This window comes from Cupriavidus gilardii (assembly GCF_013314895.1).
GTDB lineage: Bacteria > Pseudomonadota > Gammaproteobacteria > Burkholderiales > Burkholderiaceae > Cupriavidus > Cupriavidus gilardii_C.
Genome location: NZ_JABTYE010000006.1, coordinates 100,961 through 125,111 on the forward strand (window position 1 = coordinate 100,961; position 24,151 = coordinate 125,111).

The 24,151-nt window shown below is 67.7% G+C and carries 14 protein-coding genes and 2 riboswitches; of the genes, 7 read left to right on the top strand and 7 right to left on the bottom strand.

Translation table 11 applies throughout. The annotated features are described in order from the left end of the window. Positions 1-36: 36 nt before the first annotated feature. Positions 37-2,121 (bottom strand): UvrD-helicase domain-containing protein, encoded by a 2,085-nt coding sequence (locus HTY53_RS08035; RefSeq protein ID WP_174105975.1) that lies wholly within the window; start codon positions 2,119-2,121, stop codon positions 37-39. A 237-nt stretch (positions 2,122-2,358) separates the two neighbouring features. Next, a riboswitch (glycine riboswitch) is annotated at positions 2,359-2,469 on the top strand. A gap of 21 nt (positions 2,470-2,490) precedes the next feature. Continuing rightward, a riboswitch (glycine riboswitch) is annotated at positions 2,491-2,635 on the top strand. A gap of 98 nt (positions 2,636-2,733) precedes the next feature. Here HTY53_RS08035 and gcvT point away from each other — a divergent pair. The 7 genes from gcvT (at position 2,734) to HTY53_RS08070 (ending at position 11,338) form a co-directional block, all read left to right on the top strand. Continuing rightward, a complete protein-coding gene (gcvT, locus tag HTY53_RS08040; RefSeq protein WP_174105976.1) occupies positions 2,734-3,861 on the top strand; it encodes a glycine cleavage system aminomethyltransferase GcvT in 1,128 nt (375 codons plus the stop codon). 119 nt (positions 3,862-3,980) lie between these two features. Continuing rightward, positions 3,981-4,361, top strand: coding sequence for a glycine cleavage system protein GcvH (gcvH, locus tag HTY53_RS08045; protein ID WP_006576219.1), 381 nt, complete (start codon positions 3,981-3,983; stop codon positions 4,359-4,361). A gap of 89 nt (positions 4,362-4,450) precedes the next feature. Continuing rightward, positions 4,451-7,369: an aminomethyl-transferring glycine dehydrogenase gene (gene gcvP, locus HTY53_RS08050; protein WP_174105977.1), complete on the top strand. Its 2,919-nt coding sequence runs from the start codon at positions 4,451-4,453 to the stop codon at positions 7,367-7,369. A gap of 124 nt (positions 7,370-7,493) precedes the next feature. After that, entirely contained in the window at positions 7,494-8,027 is a 534-nt protein-coding gene (locus HTY53_RS08055) for a DUF421 domain-containing protein (protein WP_174105978.1), read from the top strand. Between the two features lie 95 nt (positions 8,028-8,122). Next, a complete protein-coding gene (locus HTY53_RS08060; protein ID WP_174105979.1) occupies positions 8,123-9,499 on the top strand; it encodes an L-serine ammonia-lyase in 1,377 nt (458 codons plus the stop codon). 108 nt (positions 9,500-9,607) lie between these two features. Continuing rightward, a complete protein-coding gene (locus HTY53_RS08065) occupies positions 9,608-10,564 on the top strand; it encodes an Rpn family recombination-promoting nuclease/putative transposase (protein ID WP_174105980.1) in 957 nt (318 codons plus the stop codon). Between the two features lie 33 nt (positions 10,565-10,597). Next, the gene (locus HTY53_RS08070) at positions 10,598-11,338 is read left to right on the top strand and encodes an MBL fold metallo-hydrolase (RefSeq protein WP_174105981.1); all 741 of its coding nucleotides are present in this window, start codon (positions 10,598-10,600) and stop codon (positions 11,336-11,338) included. Positions 11,339-11,391: 53 nt separating this feature from the next. On the opposite strand, the gene HTY53_RS08075 is transcribed toward HTY53_RS08070, so the two are convergent. The 6 genes from HTY53_RS08075 to HTY53_RS08100 all read right to left on the bottom strand — a co-directional run bounded on the left by HTY53_RS08075 (position 11,392) and on the right by HTY53_RS08100 (position 23,886). Further along, entirely contained in the window at positions 11,392-12,507 is a 1,116-nt protein-coding gene (locus tag HTY53_RS08075; protein ID WP_174105982.1) for a YbdK family carboxylate-amine ligase, read from the bottom strand. Then, complete coding sequence (locus HTY53_RS08080) at positions 12,507-13,730, bottom strand: cation:proton antiporter (protein WP_174105983.1); 1,224 nt, start codon at positions 13,728-13,730, stop codon at positions 12,507-12,509. The genes HTY53_RS08075 and HTY53_RS08080 overlap by 1 nt, the downstream gene beginning before the upstream one ends. 101 nt (positions 13,731-13,831) lie before the next feature. Then, on the bottom strand, positions 13,832-15,760 hold the full coding sequence (locus HTY53_RS08085; RefSeq protein WP_174105984.1) for a tetratricopeptide repeat protein: 1,929 nt from the start codon (positions 15,758-15,760) through the stop codon (positions 13,832-13,834). Between the two features lie 229 nt (positions 15,761-15,989). Then, a complete protein-coding gene (locus HTY53_RS08090) occupies positions 15,990-17,141 on the bottom strand; it encodes a branched-chain amino acid ABC transporter substrate-binding protein (RefSeq protein ID WP_174105985.1) in 1,152 nt (383 codons plus the stop codon). Positions 17,142-17,299: 158 nt separating this feature from the next. Continuing rightward, positions 17,300-21,295 (bottom strand): trifunctional transcriptional regulator/proline dehydrogenase/L-glutamate gamma-semialdehyde dehydrogenase, encoded by a 3,996-nt coding sequence (gene putA / locus HTY53_RS08095; RefSeq protein ID WP_174105986.1) that lies wholly within the window; start codon positions 21,293-21,295, stop codon positions 17,300-17,302. A gap of 245 nt (positions 21,296-21,540) precedes the next feature. Then, complete coding sequence (locus tag HTY53_RS08100) at positions 21,541-23,886, bottom strand: primosomal protein N' (RefSeq protein WP_254599868.1); 2,346 nt, start codon at positions 23,884-23,886, stop codon at positions 21,541-21,543. Positions 23,887-24,151: the final 265 nt, after the last annotated feature.

Here is a 24,151-nt window from a genome sequence, read left to right on the forward strand (position 1 = left end):
GATTCGGCGTTCGCCCGGCGCACCGGCCGCTGCGCGTCAGCCGGTCGCGGCCTTGGTCCCCAGCAACGCCTTCAGTCCTGCCAACCTGTCCTTCGGACTCATCGCCGGCGTCTCGTCCTTCGGCGCCGGGGCCTCCTCCAGCTTCATCTCGGCAATAAAGCGCGACGGCTGGCACGAGTAAGTGTCGCGCGCGCGCTTGCGCTTCTTGCACCAGCTGATATGCAGGCTGCGCTGCGCGCGCGTGATGCCGACATACATCAGGCGCCGCTCCTCCTCGATCTTCTCGTCGCTCAGGTCCTCGTCCTCGCGGCAATGCGGCAGGATGCCTTCCTCCACGCCGACCAGGAACACGTGCGGATATTCGAGGCCCTTGGACGCGTGCAGCGTTGACAGCCGCACCGCGTCGGGATCTTCCTCGCGGCCTTCGAGCATGCTCATCAGCGCGACGGTCTGCGTCAGCTCGAGCAGGTTCTTGCCTTCGTCGCCGAAGCCGTCGGCGGTGTCGAAGCCGGTCGCCTCGCCGTCCGCCGCCTCCGGCTTGGTGCCCTTGCGCTTGAGCCAGTCGAGGAACTCGAGCGTATTGGTCCATTTGGCCTGGGCCTGGCGCTCATCGAAGGTGTCGTACAGATAGGCTTCGTAGTGGATGCCTTCCATCAGGTCGTCGAGCACCTCGGTGGCCGGGTCGCGCGCGGCGCGGTCCGCCAGCCGCACCATCGCCTCGCAGAAGGTGCGCAGCGGCTCGAGCTGGCGCGGCTGCAGCTTGCCTTCGATGCCGCCCATCATCGCGGCCTCGAACAGCGAGACCTTGGCCTGGCCGGCGAAGGTGCCCAGCACCTCCAGCGTGGTATTGCCGACCCCGCGACGCGGCGTGGTGACCGCGCGGATGAAGGCGGGATCGTCGTCGGGATTGGCGATCAGCCGCAGATAGGCGCAGATGTCCTTGATCTCGGCCTTGTCGAAGAAGCTCTGACCGCCCGACAGCACGTAGGGAATGCGCTCGCGGCGCAGGATCTGTTCGAACAGCCGCGCCTGGTGGTTGCCGCGATAGAGGATCGCATAGTCGCGGAATTGCGCGCGCCGCTCGAACTTGTGCGCCGACAGCCTGAACACCACCGACTCCGCCTCATGCTCCTCGTCGTTCATCGGCGTCACGCTGATCGGATCGCCCATGCCGTGCTCGCTCCACAGCGTCTTGTCGAACAGCTTGGGGTTGTTGGCGATCACCGCGTTGGCCGCCTGCAGGATGCGCACCGTGGAGCGGTAGTTCTGCTCCAGCTTGATGACCTTCAGGTTCGGGAAGTCGGTCTGCAGCAGGCGCAGATTGTCCAGCGTGGCGCCGCGCCAGCCGTAGATCGCCTGGTCATCGTCGCCGACCGCGGTGAAGGCCGGCGCGCGCAGATGCGAGCCACCGGCCAGCAGCTTCAGCAGCTGGTACTGGCAGGCGTTGGTGTCCTGGTATTCGTCGACCAGGAAGTAGCGCAGCCGGTTCTGCCACTTGAGCCGCACGGCTTCGTCGCGCGCGAACAGCTCGGCGGGCAGGCGAATCAAGTCGTCGAAGTCGACCGCCTGGTAGGCGGCCAGCGTGGCGACATAGTTGCGGTAGATCAGCGCCGCCTGGTGCTGGTCGGCATCGGTGGCCTCGGCGATCGCGGTCTCTGGGTCGACCATGCCGTTCTTCCACAGCGAGATCGTGCTTTGCACGCTGCGGATCAGCTTCTTGTCGGTGGTCGCCAGCTGTTCCTGGATCAGGCCGAAGCAGTCGTCGGCGTCCATGATCGAGAACTGCGGCTTCAGGCCCAGGTGCTCGGCCTCGGCGCGCAGGATCTGCACGCCGAGCGAGTGGAAGGTACAGACCGTCAGCTGGCGCAGCGGGATGCGCTTGCCGTCGCGGGTCTTGCCCTCCATCAGCTTGGCGATGCGCTCCTGCATCTCCTTGGCGGCCTTGTTGGTGAAGGTCACCGCGGCAATGTGGCGGGGCTCGAAGCCCTTGTCCTCGATCAGATGCGCGATCTTCTGCGTGATCACCCTGGTCTTGCCCGAGCCCGCGCCGGCGAGCACCAGGCAGGGGCCGTCCAGATAGCGGACGGCTTCGGATTGGGCGGCGTTCAGTCCGTGGGTCATCGGTCGGGGATCGGAAATCGGGTACAGCGGGAGGCGGCGCCGGCATCGCGAGGGATGCGGGCCGAGGGTGCGATCCGTGCGGGCCAACCGCCGAACTGTAGAAGCGCCGCGGAAGGGCCGAACGGGTCGAAGCGGGCGATGTTAACACGGCGGCCGGCGCTCGCCGTCGCCCCTGGACGGTCTCCTCGGCGGCGCCGCTCTCGCGTTGACAGCCGCCAAGCCTGCGGTTAGAGTCGCGCCATCCGTCCGGGAGAGCGCGCGACCTGCTTAGTGCAACGTGCTTTTCACTCGCGCCGCCGAAGGGGAATCACCCGAAAACTCTCAGGCACCATGGACCGGGCGGATCGGCATGCAGCATGCACACGATGTATGCCGAACTCTGGAGAGCGACACCCGCCATTCATCAATTGAATGATGAGCGTGTCCACCGAAGGGGCGCACAGCGTGGTCAGCCTGTCGCAAGGACAGCAAGGCCCGCCGTAATCTCTCAGGTATCGAGGACAGAGGGGGTCATCCGTCGCGACGGTTCTTATCGAGCGCGCGACGGATGACCCTTTTTTGTTTGGCGCGCCGCGCGCGCCGGACCGAACGATGCCACGCTCCGAGGAATCCATGACGCTCCAGGCCACGCCCCTCAACGCCATCCACCGCGCCCTCGGCGCCCGCATGGTCGATTTCGGCGGATGGGACATGCCGGTCAACTACGGCTCGCAGATCGAGGAACACCACGCGGTGCGCAGCGATGCGGGCATGTTCGACGTCTCGCACATGTGCGTCGTCGATCTCGCCGGACCCAATACCCGCGCCTTCCTGCGCGAACTGCTCGCCAACAACGTCGACAAGCTGCAGACCCCCGGCAAGGCGCTGTACTCCTGCATGCTCGACCCCAACGGCGGCGTGATCGACGACCTGATCGTCTATTTCTTCGCCGAGGACCGCTTCCGCCTGGTGGTCAACGCCAGCACCGCGACCGGCGATATCGACTGGATCCGCCAGCGCAATGCCGACACCGGCGCCAACGTCACCATCACGCCGCGCCGTACCGATAACGCCGCCGATGGCGCCGCGCCGCTGGCCATCGTCGCCGTGCAGGGGCCGAACGCGCGCGCCAAGGTCTGGAGCGCCTTCCCGTCGACCCAGCCGAGCGAAGCGCTCAAGCCCTTCAACGCGATGGTGGTCGAGGACGCCGCGATTGGCGAAATCATGGTGGCCCGCACCGGCTACACCGGCGAGGACGGCTTCGAGCTGGTGGTGCCGGCGGAGAACGTCGCCGCGGTATGGGAAAAGCTGCATGCCGCCGGCGTGCGCCCGGCCGGCCTCGGGGCACGCGACACGCTGCGGCTCGAAGCCGGCATGAACCTGTACGGCCAGGACATGGACATCCATACCTCGCCGCTCGACGCAGGCCTGGCCTGGACCGTCGATCTGCAGAGCGAGCGCGATTTCGTCGGCAAGGCCGCGTTGGTGGCCAACGGCCAGCGCCAGCAGTTCGCCGGGCTGATCCTGCGTGACAAGGGCGGCGTGCTGCGCGCCCATCAGACCGTGCTGACCGCTGCCGGCGAGGGCGAGATCACCTCGGGCACCTTCAGCCCGACGCTGTCCCAATCGATTGCCTTCGCGCGCCTGCCCAAGGATGTGGCGCTCGGCAGCGAAGTCCAGGTGCTGATTCGCGACCGCAAACTGACTGCGACTGTGGTTAAACTGCCGTTTGTGCGCAATGGCAAGGCACTCGTGAGCTGACAGAAGCTGACGGCTCGCTTCGGACATCGTCCACCGGTCACCCTGCGCCCCGCGGCCACTTTCGGCCCCCTACGGCACCGCGGCGGCGCGACACAAGAATCTGAAATTGGAGAATCTCGATGAATTTCCCCGCTGACCTGAAGTACACCGAGTCGCACGAATGGGTGCGCGTCGAAACTGACGGCACGCTGACGATCGGCATCACCGATCACGCGCAGGATGCGCTCGGCGACATCGTCTTCCTCGAACTGCCCGAGGTCGGCAAGACGGTCGGCGCCGGCGACGCGCTGGCCGTGGTCGAATCGGTCAAGGCCGCGTCGGACATCTACGCGCCGGTGGCCGGCGAAGTGGTCGCCGTCAACGACGCCGTCAAGGACGCGCCCGAGAGCGTCAACGCCAACGCCTTCGATGCCTGGCTGTTCAAGATCAAGCCGGCCAACGGCGACGACGTCAACGGTCTGATGACGGCCGACGCCTACAAGGCCAGCGTCGGCGCCTGAATGGGCGCATAAGCGCAGCGCCACTGCCCGCGGCGCCGGGCGCCATGGCTGACCACCATGTCCCGGCCCGCCTCTCCGAGTCACTTGCCATGAACGCTCCCCTGCCCATGAACGCCGCTCAATCCGCTCGCCCTTCGCTGGCCGAACTCGAAGCTCGCGACGCCTTCTCCCATCGCCATATCGGTCCCGACGCCGCCGAACAGCAGCACATGCTGAAGGTGCTCGGCTACGACAGCCGCGCCGCGCTGATGGATGCCATCATCCCGGCCGCGATCCGCCGCCGCGACGGCATGCCGCTGGGCGAATTCACCGAGCCGCTGAGCGAGGAAGCCGCGCTGGCCAAGCTGCGCGGCATCGCCGGCAAGAACAAGGTCTTCAAGAGCTTCATCGGCCAGGGCTACTACAACACGCTGACGCCCGGCGTGATCCTGCGCAATATCTTCGAGAACCCGGCCTGGTACACCGCCTACACGCCGTACCAGCCCGAGATCTCGCAGGGCCGCCTGGAAGCGATGCTGAACTTCCAGCAGATGGTCACCGACCTGACCGGCCTCGATATCGCCAACGCGTCGATGCTCGACGAAGGCACTGCCGCCGCCGAGGCGATGACGCTGCTGCAGCGCGTGAACAAGCACGCGTCCAATACGTTCTACGTGGCCGACGACGTGCTGCCGCAGACCATCGAAGTGGTGCGCACGCGCGCGCTGCCGCTTGGCATCGAGGTCAAGGTCGGTCCCGCTGCCGACGCGGCGCAGGCGCATGCGTTCGGCGTGCTGCTGCAATACCCGGGCGTCAACGGCGACGTGGCGGATTACCGCGCGATCGCCGATGCGGTCCACGCGGCCGGCGGCCTGGTGGTCGCCGCGGCGGATCTGCTGGCGCTGACGCTGTTGAGCGCGCCGGGCGAATGGGGCGCCGACGTGGCCGTCGGTAACTCGCAGCGCTTCGGCGTGCCGCTCGGCTTCGGCGGCCCGCACGCCGGCTATATGGCCGTCAAGGACGCCTACAAGCGCTCGATGCCCGGCCGCCTGGTCGGCGTCACCGTCGACGCCCAGGGCAACCCGGCCTACCGGCTCGCGCTGCAGACCCGCGAACAGCATATCCGCCGCGAGAAGGCGACCTCGAATATCTGTACTGCGCAGGTGCTGCTGGCGGTCATGGCGTCGATGTACGCGGTCTATCACGGGCCGCAGGGCCTGAAGCGGATCGCCCAACGCGTGCATCGCCTGACCGCGACGCTGGCCGGCGGCCTGCAGGCGCTGGGCTACGCGCGTACCAACGCAAGCTTCTTCGACACGCTGACGATCGAGACCGGCGCCGCCACCGAGGCGATCCACGCCGCGGCCGCCGCGCGCCGCATCAATCTGCGCCGCGCGGGTGCCGCGCACGTCGGCATCTCGCTGGACGAGACCACCACCCGCGACGATGTGGTCGCACTGTGGGAGATCTTCGCGCAGGACAAGCCGGTGCCCGCCTTCGATGCGATCGAAGCCGCGGCCGATAACGGCTATCCCGCTGAACTGTCGCGACAGAGCGCCTACCTGACGCATCCGGTGTTCAACACCCACCATGCCGAGCACGAGATGCTGCGCTATCTGCGCATGCTGGCCGACAAGGACCTCGCGCTCGATCGCACCATGATCCCGCTGGGCTCCTGCACGATGAAGCTCAACGCGACCAGCGAGATGATTCCGGTCACCTGGCCGGAGTTCTCGAGCATCCATCCGTTTGCGCCGGACGACCAGACCGTCGGCTACCGCGAGATGATCGGCCAGCTCGAAGCGATGCTGTCCGCGGCCACCGGCTACGCCGCCGTCAGCCTGCAGCCGAACGCCGGCTCGCAGGGCGAATACGCGGGCCTGCAGATCATCCACGCCTACCATGCGAGCCGCGGCGAGAGCCATCGCAACATCTGCCTGATCCCGTCGTCGGCGCACGGCACCAACCCGGCCTCGGCGCAGATGGCCGGCATGCAGGTGGTGGTGGTGGCCTGCGACGAGGACGGCAACGTCGATCTGGCCGATCTGGAGAAGAAGGCCGCGCAGCACAGCAAGAACCTGGCCGCGATCATGATCACCTACCCGTCCACGCACGGCGTGTTCGAGGAAGGCGTGCAGCGCATCTGCGAGATCGTCCACAGCCATGGCGGTCAGGTCTACGTCGACGGCGCGAACATGAACGCGATGGTCGGCACCGCGGCGCCGGGGCAGTTCGGCGGCGACGTGTCGCACCTGAACCTGCACAAGACCTTCTGCATTCCGCACGGCGGCGGCGGCCCGGGCGTCGGTCCGGTCGCGGTCGGCGCGCATCTGGCGCCGTTCCTGCCGAACCACGCCAGCAGCGGCTATCGCCGCGCCGACAACGGCATCGGCGCGATCTCGGCCGCGCCCTACGGCTCGGCCAGCATCCTGCCGATCTCGTGGATGTATATCGCGATGATGGGCGCGCGCGGCCTGACCGCGGCGACCGAGAACGCGATTCTCGCGGCCAACTACGTCGCCAAGCGGCTGTCCGACTATTACCCGGTGCTGTACACCGGCGGCAACGGCCATATCGCGCACGAGTGCATCCTGGACCTGCGTCCGATCCAGAAGGCGACCGGCATCAGCAACGAGGATGTCGCCAAGCGTCTGATGGACTATGGCTTTCACGCGCCGACCATGAGCTTCCCGGTGCCGGGCACGCTGATGATCGAGCCGACCGAGAGCGAGGCGCTGCACGAGCTCGACCGCTTCATCGACGCGATGATCGCGATCCGCAAGGAAATTGCGCGCGTCGAGGACGGCAGCTTCGACCGCGAAGACAATCCGCTGAAGAACGCGCCCCACACCGCCGCGGTCATTACTGCCAACGAGTGGAACCACAAGTACACCCGTGAGGAAGCCGCCTATCCGGTCGCCTCGCTGCGGACGCAGAAGTACTGGCCGCCGGTCGGCCGTGCCGACAACGTCTACGGCGATCGCAACCTGTTCTGCTCCTGCGTGCCGATGAGCGCGTACGAGGAGTAAAGCGGGCACGCTTCCTGCAGCATCAGGCACGGCGACTCCATCGCCGCCCGGACGCGGTCCGGCGTCCAGGCCTCTGGCTCCCCGGCGTTTGCGCCGGGGGCCATCATCGCCAAGGAGACTGTCGATGTGGGAAATGAGCGCCCCGTGGTGGGAATTCATCGTACGCGGTCTGATCGTCTATTTCGCCCTGCTGGTGATGATGCGGCTGGGCGGCAAACGGCAGATCGGCCAGATGACGCCGTTCGACCTGATCCTGCTGCTGATCCTGTCCGAAGGCGTGCAGAACGCGATGGTGGGCGATGACAAGTCGGTATCCGCAGGCCTGATCCTCGCCGCCACGCTGATCGGCATCAACATGCTGGTCAGCTGGCTCAGTTGGCGCAGCCGCAAGTTCGAGTATGCGGTCGAGGGCCATCCGCAACTGCTGATCCGCCATGGCAAGGTGATCGACCAGGTCATGCACGGCGCGCGCCTGACCAGCGACGACCTGATGAAGGTATTGCGGCGCGAGGGCTGCGCGAGCCTGGACGACGTCTATATCGCCATCCTCGAAAACGACGGCGCGATCAGCGTGCTCAAGCGCAAGGAGTTGCCGGAGGAACCGCCCGGGCCCGGCGTTTCCCTATGGGAGCGGCCCGAGGACGATCGGCCGGTCTAGCTTCGGTCTAGCTCCGGTCAAACCCGTACCGCGCCAGCCGGAAGGCGCGCTGCGGCGGGAGCCGGCCCGCGGCCAGCAAACGATAGGAGACCAACGTGGCTGTCAGCGTATTTGACCTGTTCAAGGTCGGCATCGGGCCGTCCAGCTCGCATACGGTAGGACCGATGCGCGCGGCCGGCATGTTCGCGCATGGACTCGAGCGCGACGGCCTGCTGCCGCAGGTGGCGAGCGTGCGCGTCGAGCTGTACGGCTCGCTCGGCGCGACCGGCAAGGGGCACGGCACCGACAAGGGTGTGATTCTCGGCCTGCTCGGCGAGGCGCCCGACACCATCGATCCGGACACGATCGACGCCAAACTGGCCGAGCTGCGCGCCTCGCGCACGCTGAACCTGCTCGGCAAGCATCCGATCCCCTTCGTCGAGAAGGAACATATCGCCTTCTATCGGCGCGAAGCGCTGGCCGAACACCCGAACGGCATGAAGTTCCATGCCTTCGATGCCGCCGGGTCGCCGCTGCGCGAAGGGCGCTATCTGTCGGTCGGCGGCGGCTTCGTCGTGACCGCGGGCGCGGCCAATACGCAGGTCCTCGAAGCCGACCGGCAGCTGCCGCATCCGTTCCGCAGCGGCCGCGCGCTGCTCGACATGGCGAGCAGCAGCGGCAAGTCGATCGCCCAGCTGATGCTGGAGAACGAATGCACCTGGCGCAGCGAAGCGGATGTGCGGGCGGGTCTGCTGCAGATCTGGCAGGTGATGCAGGCCTGCGTCGCGCGTGGCTGCCGCACCGATGGCGAGCTGCCGGGCCCGTTCAAGGTCAAACGGCGCGCGCCCGAGCTGTACCGCAATCTGACCGAGCGCGCCGAACGGACGCTGTCCGATCCGCTGTCGGTGATGGATTGGGTCAACCTCTACGCGATGGCGGTCAACGAAGAGAATGCCGCGGGCGGACGCGTGGTCACTGCCCCCACCAACGGCGCGGCGGGCATCATTCCGGCCGTGCTGCACTACTACGATCGTTTCGTGCCCGGGGCCAACGAACGCGGCGTGATCGACTTCCTGCTGACGGCGGGCGCGATCGGGCTGCTGTACAAGCTGAACGCGTCGATCTCGGGCGCCGAAGTCGGATGCCAGGGCGAGGTCGGCGTGGCCTGCTCGATGGCGGCCGGCGCGCTGGCGGCGGTGCTGGGCGGCACGCCGGAGCAGGTCGAGAATGCTGCCGAGATCGGCATGGAACACAACCTCGGCCTGACCTGCGATCCAGTCGGCGGGCTGGTGCAGATTCCCTGCATCGAGCGCAATGCGATGGCTTCGGTCAAGGCGGTCAACGCGGCGCGCATGGCGCTGCGCGGCGACGGCAATCACTATGTCTCGCTCGACTCGGTCATCAAGACCATGCGCGAGACCGGCGCCGACATGAAGACCAAATACAAGGAAACGGCGCGCGGCGGGCTGGCGGTCAATATCGTCGAATGCTGAGATTCGGCGTGGTGAGGTTCGAACACTAAAGTAGCACGCACTTTTGTGGAATCGCCGCGCCCCCTCCGCGCGGCATTCTCTCGGCACCGCAACTGCGATGCCCAAGCCATGCCGAGCCACGATGCCTGCTACAAGACGCTGTTCTCCACGCCGGAAGTTGTTCGCGATCTGTTGCGCGATTTCGTACCGGGCGACTGGGTTCAGAGCCTGGACTTCGACACCCTCGAACGGAGCGCCGGCTCCTACGTCACCGACAGCTTTCGCCAACATGCAAGCGACATGGTATGGCGCATCCAGGCCCGGGGTGAGTGGGTCTATCTCTATCTGCTGATCGAGTTTCAAAGCACGGTCGATCGCCATATGGCGATTCGCATGACGAATTACATCACGTGCCTCGATCTCGAGCTGATCCGTGGTCAGAATATGCTCGACGGTGGCCGCCTGCCCCCGGTACTGCCGATCGTGATCTACAACGGCGACGGCAAGTGGACGGCCACGACCGACATCGCCGACTTGTCGCCGCGACTTCCAGGCCGACTCTCTCGCTACCAGCCCCGCTGCGAGTATCTGCTGGTAGACGCAAGCCGATACTCGGACGAAGCACTCGCCAAGCTCGACAATCTGGTCGCAGCCGTGTTCCGCTTCGAAAACGCGACGAGCGAGACAACACTGCTCGATACGGTCCGCTGGCTCAGACAACGCGTCGCTGATAGCCCTGTCCTGTCGAACACTTTCGTACGTTGGCTGAAGGATGTAGGCTCACGGCATCGCCATGCCGGTTTGAATTTCACGGATGTACACAACCTGATGGAGGCGGAAATGTCGCTGTCGACAAATATTGCGCAGTGGAAGGCCAACTACAAACGGGAAGGTTTGATGGAAGGCCGGCAGGAAGGGCTGCAGCAGGGTCAAGCCTTGTTCTTCCAAAACCTGCTTACCAAACGCTTCGGCCCTCTGCCCACCGAGGTAGAAACGCGGCTGAACCAGGCCTCGCCCGAACAGCTGCGGGCCTGGGGAGAGCGGCTGCTGAGCGCCCAACACCTCGCCGACGTATTTGAAGACTGAGCGCCAGGCGGCTCACCGTTCGTATTCCCGCAGATGCAAACCTTCCATCAACTCTTCGACCCCGAGTCCAGCACCTACTCCTATCTGCTGATCGACGCAGCAACGCGTGATGCCGTGCTGATCGATCCGGTCGACCGCCAGCTCGAGCGCGATCTGGCGCTGGTGCAGCAGACCGGGGTGCGCCTCGCCTGGGTCATCGAGACGCATGCGCACGCCGACCACATCACCTCGGCCGGCCATCTCGCGCAACGTACCGGTGCGCATACCGCGGCGCCGTCGGGTTGCGATATCCGGCCGGCGCAGAAGCAGTTGATCGACGGTGACACCATTGCGTTCGGCGCCCAGGCGCTGCGCGCCATCCATACGCCCGGGCATACCGCCGGCAGCATGAGTTATCTGTGGGAAGAGCCGCAGGCGGACGGCGGGGTGGTGCGTCGCGTCTTTACCGGCGATGCGTTGCTGATCGACGGCTGCGGACGCACCGACTTTCAATCGGGCGACGCCGGCACGCTATACGACAGCCTGACCCGCAAGCTGTTTGCGCTGCCCGACGACACGCTGGTCTATCCGGCCCATGACTACAAGGGCCGGACCCATTCGACCATCGGACATGAACGCGCCACCAACAGCCGGCTGTGCGGCCGCACGCGCGAAGAATTCATCGACATGATGAAGGGACTGAACCTGCCGCCGCCGAAGCTGCTGGCGGTTGCGGTGCCGGCCAACCAGCGGCTCGGCCTCGGCGAAGGCGACAACATCCCGCACGGAGTCTGATCGCCGCGCGCCTGCCAACGCTGTGTTCGCAGCGGCGCGGCGCGAAGACCTTCTCAGCCTGCCCAGCGATCGCAGCTCTGCCGCACCGCCTCGCGCAAGCTGCGCGTATCGGCATCGACCTGGCGCGCCCATTCGGCGTCGCCCCTGCGGCTCGCGGCCAGCATGCGAATGTTGGCCAGCGCCTCCAGCGAGCCCAACGCTTCCGCATGCGGCACCAGCACGTCGCAGATCGACAGGATATGGTCGGCGATCGGCATCCGCGTCAATTCGTTTGGATGCACGTACTCGCCGTCAAGTCCAAAGCGGCATGCCTGAAAGCGGTTGAAGGTATAGACCAGGTAGTCGTCCTCTTGCGGCACGAACGGGCGCGAGAGCAGCAGATAGCGCGCCAGCGCCTGGATATAGGCGGCGATATCGCAGGCGCGCGCGACCGTCAGCGGCGTGTCCATGACGCGGACTTCGATGGTGCCGAATTCGGGCTTGGGACGGATATCCCAATAGAAGTCCTTCATGCTCTCGATCACGCCCGTCTTGCGCATCTTCTCGAAGTACGCGGTGAAAGCGTCCCAGGTCAGCATGAAGGGCGCGCGGCCGCTCATCGGGAAGGCGGCCACCGAATTCAGTCGCGCCGAGGCAAAGCCGGTATCGACGCCCTGTACATATGGCGACGACGCGGCCAGCGCGATGAAGTGCGGCACGTAGCGGCCGATCGCATGCAGCAGGAACAGCGAATCGTCGGGGGTGGGGCAGCCGATATGCACGTGCTGGCCGAACACGGTGAACTGCTTGGCCAGGTAGCCGTACAGCTCGGAGATGTACTGGTAGCGCGGCGAGTCGGAGATCGTGCGGTCGGCCCACTGCTGGAACGGGTGCGTGCCGCCGCCGCAGATGCCGAGGTTCAGCGAGCGGGAGGCCTCCACCATCAGGTCGCGCATCGTGGTCAGCTCGGACAGCGCCTGCGCATAGTCGTGGCAGATGCCGGTGCTGATCTCGATCATCGACGGGCTGATCTCCGGCTTGATATCGCCGGCGTGCTGCGCGCCCTTCAGCAGCCGCAGCAGATCGGGAGCAAAAGGCGCCAGATCGTAGTCATGGCGATTGACCAGCTGCATTTCCAGCTCGACGCCGAAGGTCAGCGCCTCGGATTGCTTGAACGGTTCGAGTGACATCAGCGCCCTCCTCCATTGCCTCTGACCTCGCCGGCATAGCGAAGTGCCCACGCGGCCAGCACCGGCGCCGCGATCTGCTCGATCGCCAGCGCGCACAGCACGATCGCATTGAGCATTTCCCCTGTCTCGGGATAGAGCCGCGCCACATCGCTCATCAGCAGGTACGCCAGACCCGACATCGGCCCGAGCGCCACGCCAAGTGCCACGCACTGCCTGACACTGAGCCCCGAAAACGAACCGAGCGACACCACGCCACCGAGCTTGGCCAGATGCCGCAGCAGCACCAGCACGATCGCGGCGACGCCGGCGATCGACCAGTCGCGCACGGTCAGCGGCAGCCCCAGCGACACCACCATCACGATGATCAGCAGCGTACCGGCGCTGCCGAAATGCGCCGGCCACACACGCGGCTGATTGTCCTGATGCTTGAATACGACCCCGGCGAGCAGCAGCGTCAGCGGCATCGACAGCTTCAGCAGCCGCGTCAGCGCCAGCGTGAACAGCACGATGCCGACCAGCACCAGAAAGCTGTATTGATCGTCGGCCGGCATCCGCGCATAGACCGCCTGGCTCAACTTGCCGACCAGCCATGCGACGAGGCAGGAGCCGACCAGCAGGTACAGCGGATGCAGCAGCGCCGCGCCCAGATTGCCGTATTCCGAGTGCAGCCAGCCGGTGGCCAGCTGCACGATCACCGCGGCATACATGCTGTTGAGCGCGGTCATCGCCATCAGCCGTTCGGTGACCTGCCCCTCTGCGCGCAGCTCGTTCTTCAACTGCAGCACGATCGATGGCGACGTGCTGACCGCGATGCCGCCGGCCAGGATGGCCACGGTCGGGCTCATGCCGATCCATTGGAGCGCCGCGGTGACCAGGCCCCAGGTCAGCAGACTCTCGGAGGCACTGGTAAACAGCAGCCAGCGATTGGCCCGCAGCCAGACCAGCGAGAGGCGATGCCCGAGTTCGAACAGGGCCAGCGCCAACGCCATATCGATCAGGATGCGGGTCTGCGCGATCATCGTCTGGTCGACGATGGGCCGGCCTAGCGTGCCGGCCAGCAGACCGGTGGCGGCATAGCCGACGATACGCGGCAATCTCAAATACATCCGGCAGACTTCGCCGGCAAGGCCCGCGCCTACCAGCGCAAGGCCGACCCAGAACAGCCCGCTGGGTGCGAGCGGCCAGGTCGGAAAAAGTTGGCTCAATCCATTCATGGGTGACATCCTAACGGAAGGGCCTTTGAACCCATGTCCGGGTTTGTCCGACAAGGCACGAGTTTTGCTGCGGTTTCTGCGGACGTTCTATCGGATCGCGTCTTTCCCGATTACACGCCCCACAGTTTCCAGGCCGGCCGGCTCGCCTTCAGTGCGTTTTCGACCTTCGCGTACAGCGCGCGCGTACGGCCTTGGGCGGCACCACGGGCGCGCGCCTGCAGGAACAGATCGCGCGCCTCTTCCCGCCTGGCCAGACCCAGCGCGGCCTGCGCCGCATGCAGATGGACATCGGCCTCCCAGTCGTCGCGCACCGCGAAGGCGGCGTGGAAGTCGGTCAGCGCCTCGGCGTACTGCTGCGCGTCGAGCCGGATCAGTCCGCGCTGCACCCGCGCCGCGGCCTGGTCCTCGGCATCGCCTTCGGTCAGCGCGATGGCGCGCTCGAACAGAGGCAAGGCGCGCTCATTGTCGGCCAGCCCTCGCCAGATGCGGCCGAAGGCGTCATAGACCCAGGCGTCCTCGACCACCACCGCACGCGCCTGCAGGGCTTCGATCTCGTCCAGTGCCAACGCGCGCTCGCGCGCTTCCATCGATCCGGCGGCGTTTGCCAGCAGCGTGGCGAAATGCGTGCGCGCATGCGCCATCGACAACGCCGCCTCGCTGCGCTCCTCGACCGGCAACGCATCGAGCCGCGCCTCCATATGCGCGATCGCGGCCCGCGCCGCGGCGATCGCCTCGGTGCCGCCGATCGCCTTCCAGGCATGGATCAGCCGGCTGAACACCCACGTCACGTGGCCCGCATGGCGGTCCAGCAGATAACGGTTCAACACCTCGCCGGCGATCTCGACCACGCGTTGATGGCGTCCGGCGGCATCATGGCAGGCCAGCAGATCGAGCCAATGCTCGATGAAGTCGCTGACCGCGATGCCCTTCTCGTGCAGCGCGATGCGTTCGTCGCGCTGGGCTGGATCGTCGAGGTCCAGGCGGCGCGCCAGGCGGTCGCACAGCAGCGAATAGATATGCGGATCGGCATCGTCGTAGCCGCCCTCGCCGGTCGCGAAATACTGTTCGAAGCGGGCGACGCCCGTTTGCCAGGCGCGCAGCAGCTGCGGCCGCAGCGCGTCCGCCGAGGCGGGCACGCGCTCGATGAACTCCGCCAGCGCCAGTCCGGCCAGGTAATAGCCATGCGCGTCGGTGGCGGCCTCGGTCAGCACGAAATCGCGCCAGGGTTCGGCCTCGCCGCCCTGATGGCGCCACTCGAGCTCGCGTACCTGCGCCCTGGGGTCGGGCACCTGGCGCTGGTAGACCGCCAGATCCTCGCGCGCACCGGCCAGATCCCCGGCGCGCAGACGCAGCGGCGCGAGGATGCGCCGCGCGTGCGGATGGTCCGGATTCTCGGCCAGCACCATCTGCGCCTGCTGCGCGGCCAGCGCGTCGCCCTGCTCCTCGCTCATCTCCAGCAGGTCGGCATTGTCCAGGCCGATGCGGGCCAGGCACAGCCGCAGCATCGGTTCGGCGCGCTGGCCTTCGGCCTCGGCCCCCTGCACATGGGCGGCGGCCAGGCTCAGGATGTCGTGCGCGCCCAGGTCCGGCGCGCGATACAGCAGGTCGTACCAATAGCGGCCGGCCTCGGCGAACCGGCCGAGCCGGTAATGCGCGAGCCCCGCATGCAGCTGCGCGCTCCACTCGCCGGTCGCCAGCCCGTTGCGCCGCGCCGCTTCTTCCAGCCACGGCAGCGCCTCGGCGAAACGCTGCTGGTTCATCAGCAGCATGCCGTAGCGATGCGCCAGCACGCCGCGCGAGGCCCAGCGGTGCGCCGGGTGCAGCGGCAGCTCGGCCAGGCGGGCCAGCGCCGCGTCGAGCGCGGCCAGCGCCTGCTCGGGCTCGCCCTTGTCGAACAGCAGCCGGGCACGCAGCGCCTCGTAATCGACGACCTCGGGCCGCTGTCGCGCCAACGCGTCGATCACCGCCAGCGCTTCGTCGTAGCGCTCCTGCGTGGCTAGCTCGATGGCGTGGTCGTAGCTGACTGGCTGCGCGGACACGGGTACTCCTTCAGGGTGATGGGCAAAGAGGGACAACTGGGATAGCCAGAAAAGGGCAAGACCGCGATTATGCGCCACGCGCGAGGCAAGGCCGTGGATGCGGTTCCGGGCGAGGGCAGCGCCCAAAGAAAACGCCACCGCGAAGGTGGCGTGAGTCTGCCGACAACATTCGCCGTCCCCGCTTGTGCGGGAACGGCGTGCCGCGATGCGTGGAAGCGGGACTCCCGGCTTACTTGCCGCCCAGCGTTTCCAGCACGGTCCACTTGCCGCCGACGACCTTGTAGACGGTGATGCCGCCGTCCTTCAGATCGCCGCGCGCGTCGTAGGCCAGCGTCTTGGTGGTGACGCCCGGCATGTTGGTCGCCGCCAGCACCGGCAGGTAGCGCGCCGGGTCGGCCGAGCCCGCCTTGACCATCGCCGTCATTAGCGCGGTGGCGCCGTCGTAGGCGTACGGCGAGTAGGTCTGGACCTTGCCCTTGAAACGCTTTTCGTAGTCCTGCGCATACTTGGCGCCGCCCGGCATCTGCTCCAGCGGCAGGCCGGCCAGCGACACCACCGTGCCCTCGGCTGCCGGACCGGCCAGCTTCAGGAAGTTGTCGGTCTTGGACATCTCGCCCGACACCAGCGGCGCCTTCAGGCCCAGTTCCTTGATCTGCTTGGCCATCGGCGCGGACTGCGTCTCCGCACCGCCGAAGAAGATGACGTCCGGATTGCTGCGCTTGATGTTGGTCAGCACGGCCTTGAAGTCCACCGCCTTGTCGTTGGTGTACTCGCGGCGCACGATCTTGCCGCCGGCGGCCTTGGCGGCCTTCTCGAACTCGTCGGCCAGGCCCTGGCCGTAGGCGGTACGGTCATCGACGATGGCAATGTTCTTCGCGCCGAGCTTCTTGACCACGTAGTTGCCGAGCACCGAACCCTGCTGGGTGTCGGAGGTCATCATGCGGAAGGTGGTCTTGAAGCCCTGACGGGTGTACTCGGGCGCGGTCGCCATGGCGATCTGCGCGATGCCGGCGCGGTTGTAGACCATCGACGCCGGGATGCTGGTGCCGGAGTTGAAATGGCCCAGCATGCCCTGGATGCCGTTGTCGACCAGCTTCTGCGCCACCACCGAGCCGGTCTTCGGATCGGCCTGGTCGTCTTCGGACAGCAGCACGAACTTGACTTCCTTGCCGCCGATCTTCGGCTTGGTGGCGTTCATCTGCTCGATCGCCAGCACCACGCCGTTCTGCATGTCCTTGCCGTACTGAGCCTGCCCGCCGGTCATCGGCGCGGCAAAGCCGAGCTTGATCTCCTGCGCCTGCGCGTAGGCGGCGGACGCCGCGGTCAGGCCGGCGATCGTCAGTGCGACGGTCAGCGCCGTCTTGTGGAAAGTCGAGTTCATCCTTTCTCCTTGGGTAGCCTGTAGGCCAGTTCACTGCACTCTTGGAAGCGTTCGGCCCGCCGCGCGGGCCACGCCTTCTTGGTGGCGCAGCGAGGGCGGGATCGCCGCCGCACCTGCGCCCGTCAAACGACCACCGGAGCATGCAACCGCCGAAGCGGTCAGCCGATCGTCATCAGGCTGGCATTGCCGCCCGCCGCCGCGGTATTGACCGACAGCGAGCGCTCCATCAACAGGCGCTCCAGCGCGATGCCGGTGTCGCCGTGGCCCAGCCCCTGCACGCCGACGATCGGGCCCGGGCGCTGGGCGACCTGCTCGCACACCGCGCGCAGCTGATCCGAATCGCCGTGATGCAGCACCGCATCGAAGGCCACGTCGGCCGCGGTCCAGTCGGCAACCAGGCGGACGCGCGATTGTACTGCCTTCGGCAGGCGCGCATACAGCGTGCGCGCGGGTTCGACGTCCGGCCACAACACGCCGGCGCCGACCGCCAGCACGGCCGCCAGTTGCGTGGCCAGATCGGCCTCGTTCGGCGCCAGGCACAGCACGGTGTCGCGCGGCAGCAGGGTATAGGTATTGCGCTCGCCGGTCGGTCCCGGCAGCGTCACCGTCATGCCGGAGGTCGAGGCCGCGGCAAAGCGTTCGCATTGCTGCGCCAGCTCCGGCATGGCGGCAGCCGTCGCCGCCCACTGGCGATAGGCGTCGAAGGCGGCCTGGGCCTCGGGCCGCAGGACCGCGCGCGGCTCCGCGGCCGGCGCGTCGGCTGCCGCGGCCGCACGGGCCACGGCGACGAACGCGTCCTGCGGGCAGGTCGACAGCAGCCGGTGCAGATAGAGCGGACCGCCGGCCTTCGGACCGGTGCCCGACAGGCCCTCGCCGCCGAACGGCTGCACGCCGACCACCGCGCCGACGATGTTGCGGTTGACGTAGAGATTGCCGACATGGGCGCGCGACACGATGTGCTCGATCGTTTCGTCGATGCGGGTGTGCACGCCCATGGTCAGGCCGTAGCCGGTGGCATTGATCTGGTCCAGCAGCGCGTCCAGGCGCGAGCGCTGGTAGCGCACCACGTGCAGCACCGGGCCGAACACCTCGCGCTGCAACTCGCCGATGTGGTTCAGTTCGATCAACGTCGGCGGCACGAAGGTGCCATGGCGGCACGCCGCCGATTGCGCCGCGTTGGCATCGGTCTGATGTACGCGGCGGCCCTTGGCGCGCATCGCCTCGATATGCTTGACGATGCCGGCGCGCGCCTCCTCGTCGATCACCGGACCGACGTCGGTCGACAGCCGATCCGGATTGGCCATGGTCAGCTCGGCCATCGCCCCCTTGAGCATCTCCAGCACGCGGTCGGCCACATCCTCCTGCAGGCACAGCACGCGCAGCGCCGAGCAGCGCTGGCCGGCCGAATCGAATGCCGACGTCACGACATCGGCCACCACCTGTTCGGCCAGCGCCGACGAATCGACGATCATCGCATTCTGGCCGCCGGTCTCGGCGATCAGCGGCACCGGACGGCCCGCGACATCGAGGCGGCCGGCGAGATTACGCTGCAGCAGACGCGCGACCTCGGTCGAGCCGGTGAACATCACGCCCTTGACGCGGGCATCGCCGACCAGCGCCGCGCCGACGGTCTCGCCGCGGCCCGGCAGCAGCTGCACCGCACCGGCCGGCACGCCGGCCTCGCGCAGCAGCCGCACGGCCTGCGCCGCGATCAGCGGGGTCTGCTCCGCGGGCTTGGCCAGCACCGTGTTGCCGGCGGCCAGCGCCGCGGCCACCTGCCCGGTGAAGATCGCGAGCGGGAAGTTCCACGGGCTGATGCAGACCACCGGACCGAGCGGACGATGCGTGTCGTTGGAGAAATGCTCCCGCACCTGCACCGCGTAATAGCGCAGGAAGTCGACCGCCTCGCGCACCTCGGCGATGGCGTTGGAGAAGGTCTTGCCGGCCTCGCGCATGATCACGCCCATCAGCGCCTGCATCTGCGCTTCCATCAGGTCGGCGGCGCGCTCGAGCGCGGCGGCGCGGACCTCGGGCGGGGTCGCCTGCCAGATCGGCGCGGCATTGACCGCCGCCTGCAGCGCGGCCTCGACATCGGCGGCGCTGGCCTCGGTGACCTGGCCGACCACATCGCGATGGTCCGAAGGATTGAGCACCGGCGCGGTTTCGCCGCCACCGACGCCATCGACGCCACTGACGCCCAGCATCGGCTCGGCGCTCAGCCGTTCGGTGGCGCCATGCAGCAACGCCGACGACAGCGAGGCCAGGCGATGCTCGTTGGAAAGATCCAGCCCCGCCGAATTGGCGCGCGCCTTGCCGTACAGCCCGCGCGGCATCGGAATGCGCGGATGCGGCAGGCCCAGGGCGCCCTCTTCCTTGTGCATCCGTTCGACCTGCGCCACCGGGTCGGCCACCAGTTCGTCCAGCGAGATGGTGTCGTCGGCGATGCGGTTGACGAACGAGGTGTTGGCGCCGTTCTCCAGCAGGCGCCGTACCAGATAGGCCAGCAGCGTCTCGTGCGTGCCGACCGGCGCGTAGATCCGGCACGGCCGGTTCAGCTTGCCCTCGGCGACCGGGCCGACCACCTGGTCATACAGCGGCTCGCCCATGCCGTGCAGGCACTGGAACTCGTACTGGCCCGGGTAATAGCTATGGCCGGCTATCTGGTAGATCGCGGCGAGCGTATGCGCGTTGTGCGTGGCGAACTGCGGATAGATAGCGTCCGGCACCGACAGCAGCTTGCGCGCGCAGGCCAGGTACGACACATCGGTGTAGACCTTGCGCGTGTAGACCGGATAGCCCTCCAGACCGTCGACCTGCGCGCGCTTGATCTCGCTGTCCCAGTAGGCGCCCTTGACCAGCCGGATCATCAGGCGGTGACGGCTGCGGCGGGCCAGATCAATCAGATAGTCGATCACGAACGGGCAGCGCTTCTGGTAGCCCTGCACGACGAAGCCGATGCCGTTCCAGCCGGCCAGTTCGGGCTCGAAACACAGCCGTTCCAGCAGATCCAGCGAGATCTCCAGCCGGTCCGCTTCCTCGGCATCGATATTGATGCCGATGTCGTACTGGCGGGCCAGCAGCGTCAGCGACTTGAGCCGGCCGTACAGCTCGCCCAGCACGCGTTCGTGCTGCGCCCGGCTGTAGCGCGGATGCAGCGCCGACAGCTTGATCGAGATGCCCGGGCCTTCGTAGATGCCGCGGCCGCGCGAGGCCTGGCCGATCGCGTGGATCGCCTGCTCGTAGGAGGCCAGATAGCGCTGCGCGTCCGCCTCGGTCATCGCGGCCTCGCCCAGCATGTCGTACGAATAGCGGAAGCCCTGGGCCTCGTACTTGCGCGCGTTCGCCAGCGCTTCGGAGATGGTCTCGCCGGTGACGAACTGCTCGCCCATCAGCCGCATCGCCATGTCCACGCCCTTGCGTATCAGCGGCTCGCCGCCCTTGCCGATGATGCGGGTCAGCGCGCGGGTCAGGCCCGCCTCGTTATGGGTCGACACCAGCTTGCCGGTGACCAGCAGGCCCCAGGTGGCCGCGTTGACGAAAAGCGACGGGCTCTGGCCCAGGTGCGACTGCCAGTTGGCGCCGCTGATCTTGTCGCGGATCAGCGCGTCGCGCGTGGCCTTGTCCGGAATGCGCAGCAGCGCCTCGGCCAGGCACATCAGCGCCACGCCTTCCTGCGACGACAGCGAGAACTCCTGGATCAGGCCCTGCACCAGCCCTTCGCGGCCGCTGCCGACCTTCTGCTGGCGCAGGTTCAGGGCCAGCTTCTTCGCCATCGCCAGTGCGGCGTCGGCCTGCTGCTGGGGCAGCCGGGCCTGTTCCAGCAGCATCGGTACGCATTCGGTCTCGGGCCGCCGATAGGCCGAGGTGATGGCCGCACGCAGCACCGACTGCGGCTGGATGCTCTGGGCGAATTCGAGGAAGGGCTGCGGCGCGCCCTCGCCGGCGACCGCGTCGAGCGTGTCGGCGCCATCGGTCTCGGGCTGGCCACTGCCGTTGGCCTGATGCGGGGCCTGCCCGCGTTCGATCTGCTCCAGGTAAGAGAAGATCGCCTGCTTGATCAGCCAGTGCGGCGTGCGGTCGATCGACTGGGCAACGCGCTTCAGGCGGTCGCGGGCGGCGTCGTCGAGCTTGACGCCGAGGGTGGTGGTGGCCATGCGAGGAGATCTCCGAGGAACGCGCTTGCCGCCCGGGAGGGCTGGCCTGGATGGGGGCCAGGCGGGCCCGAACGGCGGTGCGGAAGTCGCGCGATGTGACGCAAATTGGCGCGATCATACTCCCGAAGAAAGTCGAGGTGCAACTTGGTATAACCCACTAGTGCAACCGCACCAGGATTGGGCGGGCACGCTCGGGTTGCACCATGCGCTGCGCGATCCCGGTTTCGAGCGCTCGATGTCCCCTGTCAGATCCGCAGCGGGTCGATCTCCAGCTGCCAGCGTACCCCTTTGACGGTCGCCCCCACCTCGCCGAAAGTTTGCGTCCACTCTCCGACAAAGCGTTGCAGCACCATGCGCGAGGCGCTCTCGATCAGCATCTGCGCGCGCTCGCGATTCGCCACGCGCACCATCGACATCGGCACGGGGTCGTGCAGTTGCACCTCGGCGGCCAGCGCCACGGCGTCGGCGCGCTCGCGGGCGGCATGCAGGAAGTCCAGCGCGCGCTGCAGCTGTCCATGCTCGGCCGTCACCAGCACCTGGTGGACGAACGGCGGCAGCCCGGCCTGCCGCCGTTCCCGCAACTGCGTGGCGGCGAAGCCGTCGTAGTCGTGGCGTGCCAGCGCCTGCAGTGCGGGCGCATCGGGATATCGGGTCTGGATCAGCACCTCCCCGGCCAGACCGGCGCGGCCGGCGCGGCCCGACACCTGCATCAGCGACGCAAACAGATGCTCGGCCGCGCGGAAATCGTGGCTGAACATCGCCGCGTCGGGATGAACGATGCCGACCAGCGTGACGCGCTGGAAGTCGTGGCCCTTGGCGATCATCTGGGTGCCGACCAGGATGTCGACCTGGCCGGCGTGGACCTCGTCGAACATCGCCTGTGCGCTGCCCTTGCGGCGGGTCGAATCTGCGTCGATTCGTGCGATCCGCGCCTGCGGGAAGCGCGCGGCCAGCGCCTCCTCGATCCGCTGCGTGCCGCGGCCCAGCGGCGCGATATCGACGTTGCCGCAGTCCGGGCAGTGGTGCGGGACACGGGCCTCGAGCCCGCAGTGATGGCAGCGCAGGCAACGCTCGGGGCGATGCAGCACCAGGTACGCGGAACAGCGCGGGCAGCCGGACAGCCAGCCGCAGCTGTCGCAAGCGATCACCGGCGCATAGCCGCGCCGGTTCAGGAACAGCAGGCTCTGCTCGCCACGCGCCAGGCGTGTCTCGATCGCCTGCAGCAGCGGGGCCGACAGGCCCTCGTAGAGCGGCCGCTGGCGCTGCCGCTCGTGGTTCAGATCGATCAGCCGCACGGTGGGCAGCACCGCGTCCGCCTGCGCGCGCTCGCGCAGCACCAGCTTGCGGTAGGCGCCCTGCTCGGCGCGCCACCAGGACTCCATTGAGGGTGTGGCCGAGCCCAGCACCACCGGAACGCCGAGCTGCTTGGCGCGCCAGACTGCCAGATCGCGCGCCGAGTAGCGCAGCCCCTCCTGCTGCTTGTACGAGGTGTCGTGCTCCTCGTCGACCACGATCAGCGCCAGCGTCGGCAGCGACGCCATCACCGCCATCCGCGTGCCAAGCACGATGCGCGCTTCGCCGCGGTGCGCAGCCAGCCAGTGCAGCGTGCGCTCCTGATCGGCCATGCCGCTATGCAGGACGGCCAGAGGCGCCGCCGGAAAGCGCGCGGCGATGCGCGCCTGCAGCTGCGGCGTCAGATTGATTTCGGGGACCAGCATCAGCACCTGCGCGGCCGGGTCGCGGGCCAGCGCGGCCGCGATCGCGTGCAGATAGACCTCGGTCTTGCCGCTGCCGGTCACGCCGTGCAGCAGGAACGGCGCGAAGCCGCTGGCGGCGGCGATGGCATCGACCGCCTCGCGCTGTTCGGGGTGCAGGGCGGGGAGCGAGGATGGGGCGGTGGGCGGAGCCTCGGGCGATGCCTCGGTCTGTGCCTCGGTCTGGGCCTCGGTCTGGGCCTCGGTCTGGACCGGATCGGCTGGATCGCCGGATGGCTCCGGCGCCGTGGCGGTCAGCAGCGGCCGGTCCACCGTCTCGCCTTCGACCCACCCCGCCTCCGTCCATTGCGCCAGCCTGGCCGGCGCGGCGGTACATAGCGCGCGCGCCTCTTGCAGGGTCAGCCACTGTCCATGTGCGCCGGCATCGACCAGCGCGTTGGCCAGCGCAGTAACCGAGCGGGCCCGCGGCGGTACCGCGGCCAGCAGCGCATCGGCGCAGCCGCCGCGCAGGCGGAAGCGTCCGGTACGCACCCGCGCCGCCAGCCGCGGCCAGCCCTGCGGGTCGCGCAGGCCCGGCGGCAAGGCGGGCAGGATCACCTCGCCGAGACGCCGGTGGTAGTAGGCGGCGGCGAAGGCCGCCAGCGCCAGCCAGTGGGAAGTGAGCGGTGGCAGCCAGCCCAGCCGCTGCGAAACCGGGCGCAGCTTGTCGGCCGGCACCTCGCTGCGATCGGTGCCCGCCAGCGCCACGCCGACCATCTCGCGCCGGCCGAATGGCACCGCGACGACCTCGCCCGGACGCACGGGACCGCCGTCCAGGTCGGCGTTCAGGTAATCGAAGCGGTCGTCCGCGGGCGTGTCCAGCGCAACCTGTACCAAGGGCGACGCAGCCGGGCCGCCCGCGAGGCGGTCGTTGGCCGGTTCGGCGCTACCGCCGGCTTCGTGCTGCGGGGGCGAGCTTGCCAAGGGACGGGACGGGGAGGACACCATCAGCGGAAGGGGCGACGGATCAGGACTTCGGTCGACACCACGAAGTGCACCACGCACGACAATCGGTCGCCAACGCTGGTGCATCGGACGGACATGGCAGGGGCGCGGAAGCCGCGTGCCAACGATTGGGTGCGGTGCAACATCAACTTAAAGT

Coding starts and splice junctions, on each gene's coding strand:
- HTY53_RS08035 (WP_174105975.1), bottom strand. CDS start 2,121: ATGACCCACGGACTGAACGCCGCCCAATCCGAAGCCGTCCGCTATCTG.
- HTY53_RS08090 (WP_174105985.1), bottom strand. CDS start 17,141: ATGAACTCGACTTTCCACAAGACGGCGCTGACCGTCGCACTGACGATC.
- gcvP (WP_174105977.1), top strand. CDS start 4,451: ATGAACGCTCCCCTGCCCATGAACGCCGCTCAATCCGCTCGCCCTTCG.
- HTY53_RS08055 (WP_174105978.1), top strand. CDS start 7,494: ATGTGGGAAATGAGCGCCCCGTGGTGGGAATTCATCGTACGCGGTCTG.
- HTY53_RS08075 (WP_174105982.1), bottom strand. CDS start 12,507: ATGTCACTCGAACCGTTCAAGCAATCCGAGGCGCTGACCTTCGGCGTC.
- gcvH (WP_006576219.1), top strand. CDS start 3,981: ATGAATTTCCCCGCTGACCTGAAGTACACCGAGTCGCACGAATGGGTG.
- HTY53_RS08070 (WP_174105981.1), top strand. CDS start 10,598: ATGCAAACCTTCCATCAACTCTTCGACCCCGAGTCCAGCACCTACTCC.
- putA (WP_174105986.1), bottom strand. CDS start 21,295: ATGGCCACCACCACCCTCGGCGTCAAGCTCGACGACGCCGCCCGCGAC.
- HTY53_RS08065 (WP_174105980.1), top strand. CDS start 9,608: ATGCCGAGCCACGATGCCTGCTACAAGACGCTGTTCTCCACGCCGGAA.
- HTY53_RS08080 (WP_174105983.1), bottom strand. CDS start 13,730: ATGTCACCCATGAATGGATTGAGCCAACTTTTTCCGACCTGGCCGCTC.
- gcvT (WP_174105976.1), top strand. CDS start 2,734: ATGACGCTCCAGGCCACGCCCCTCAACGCCATCCACCGCGCCCTCGGC.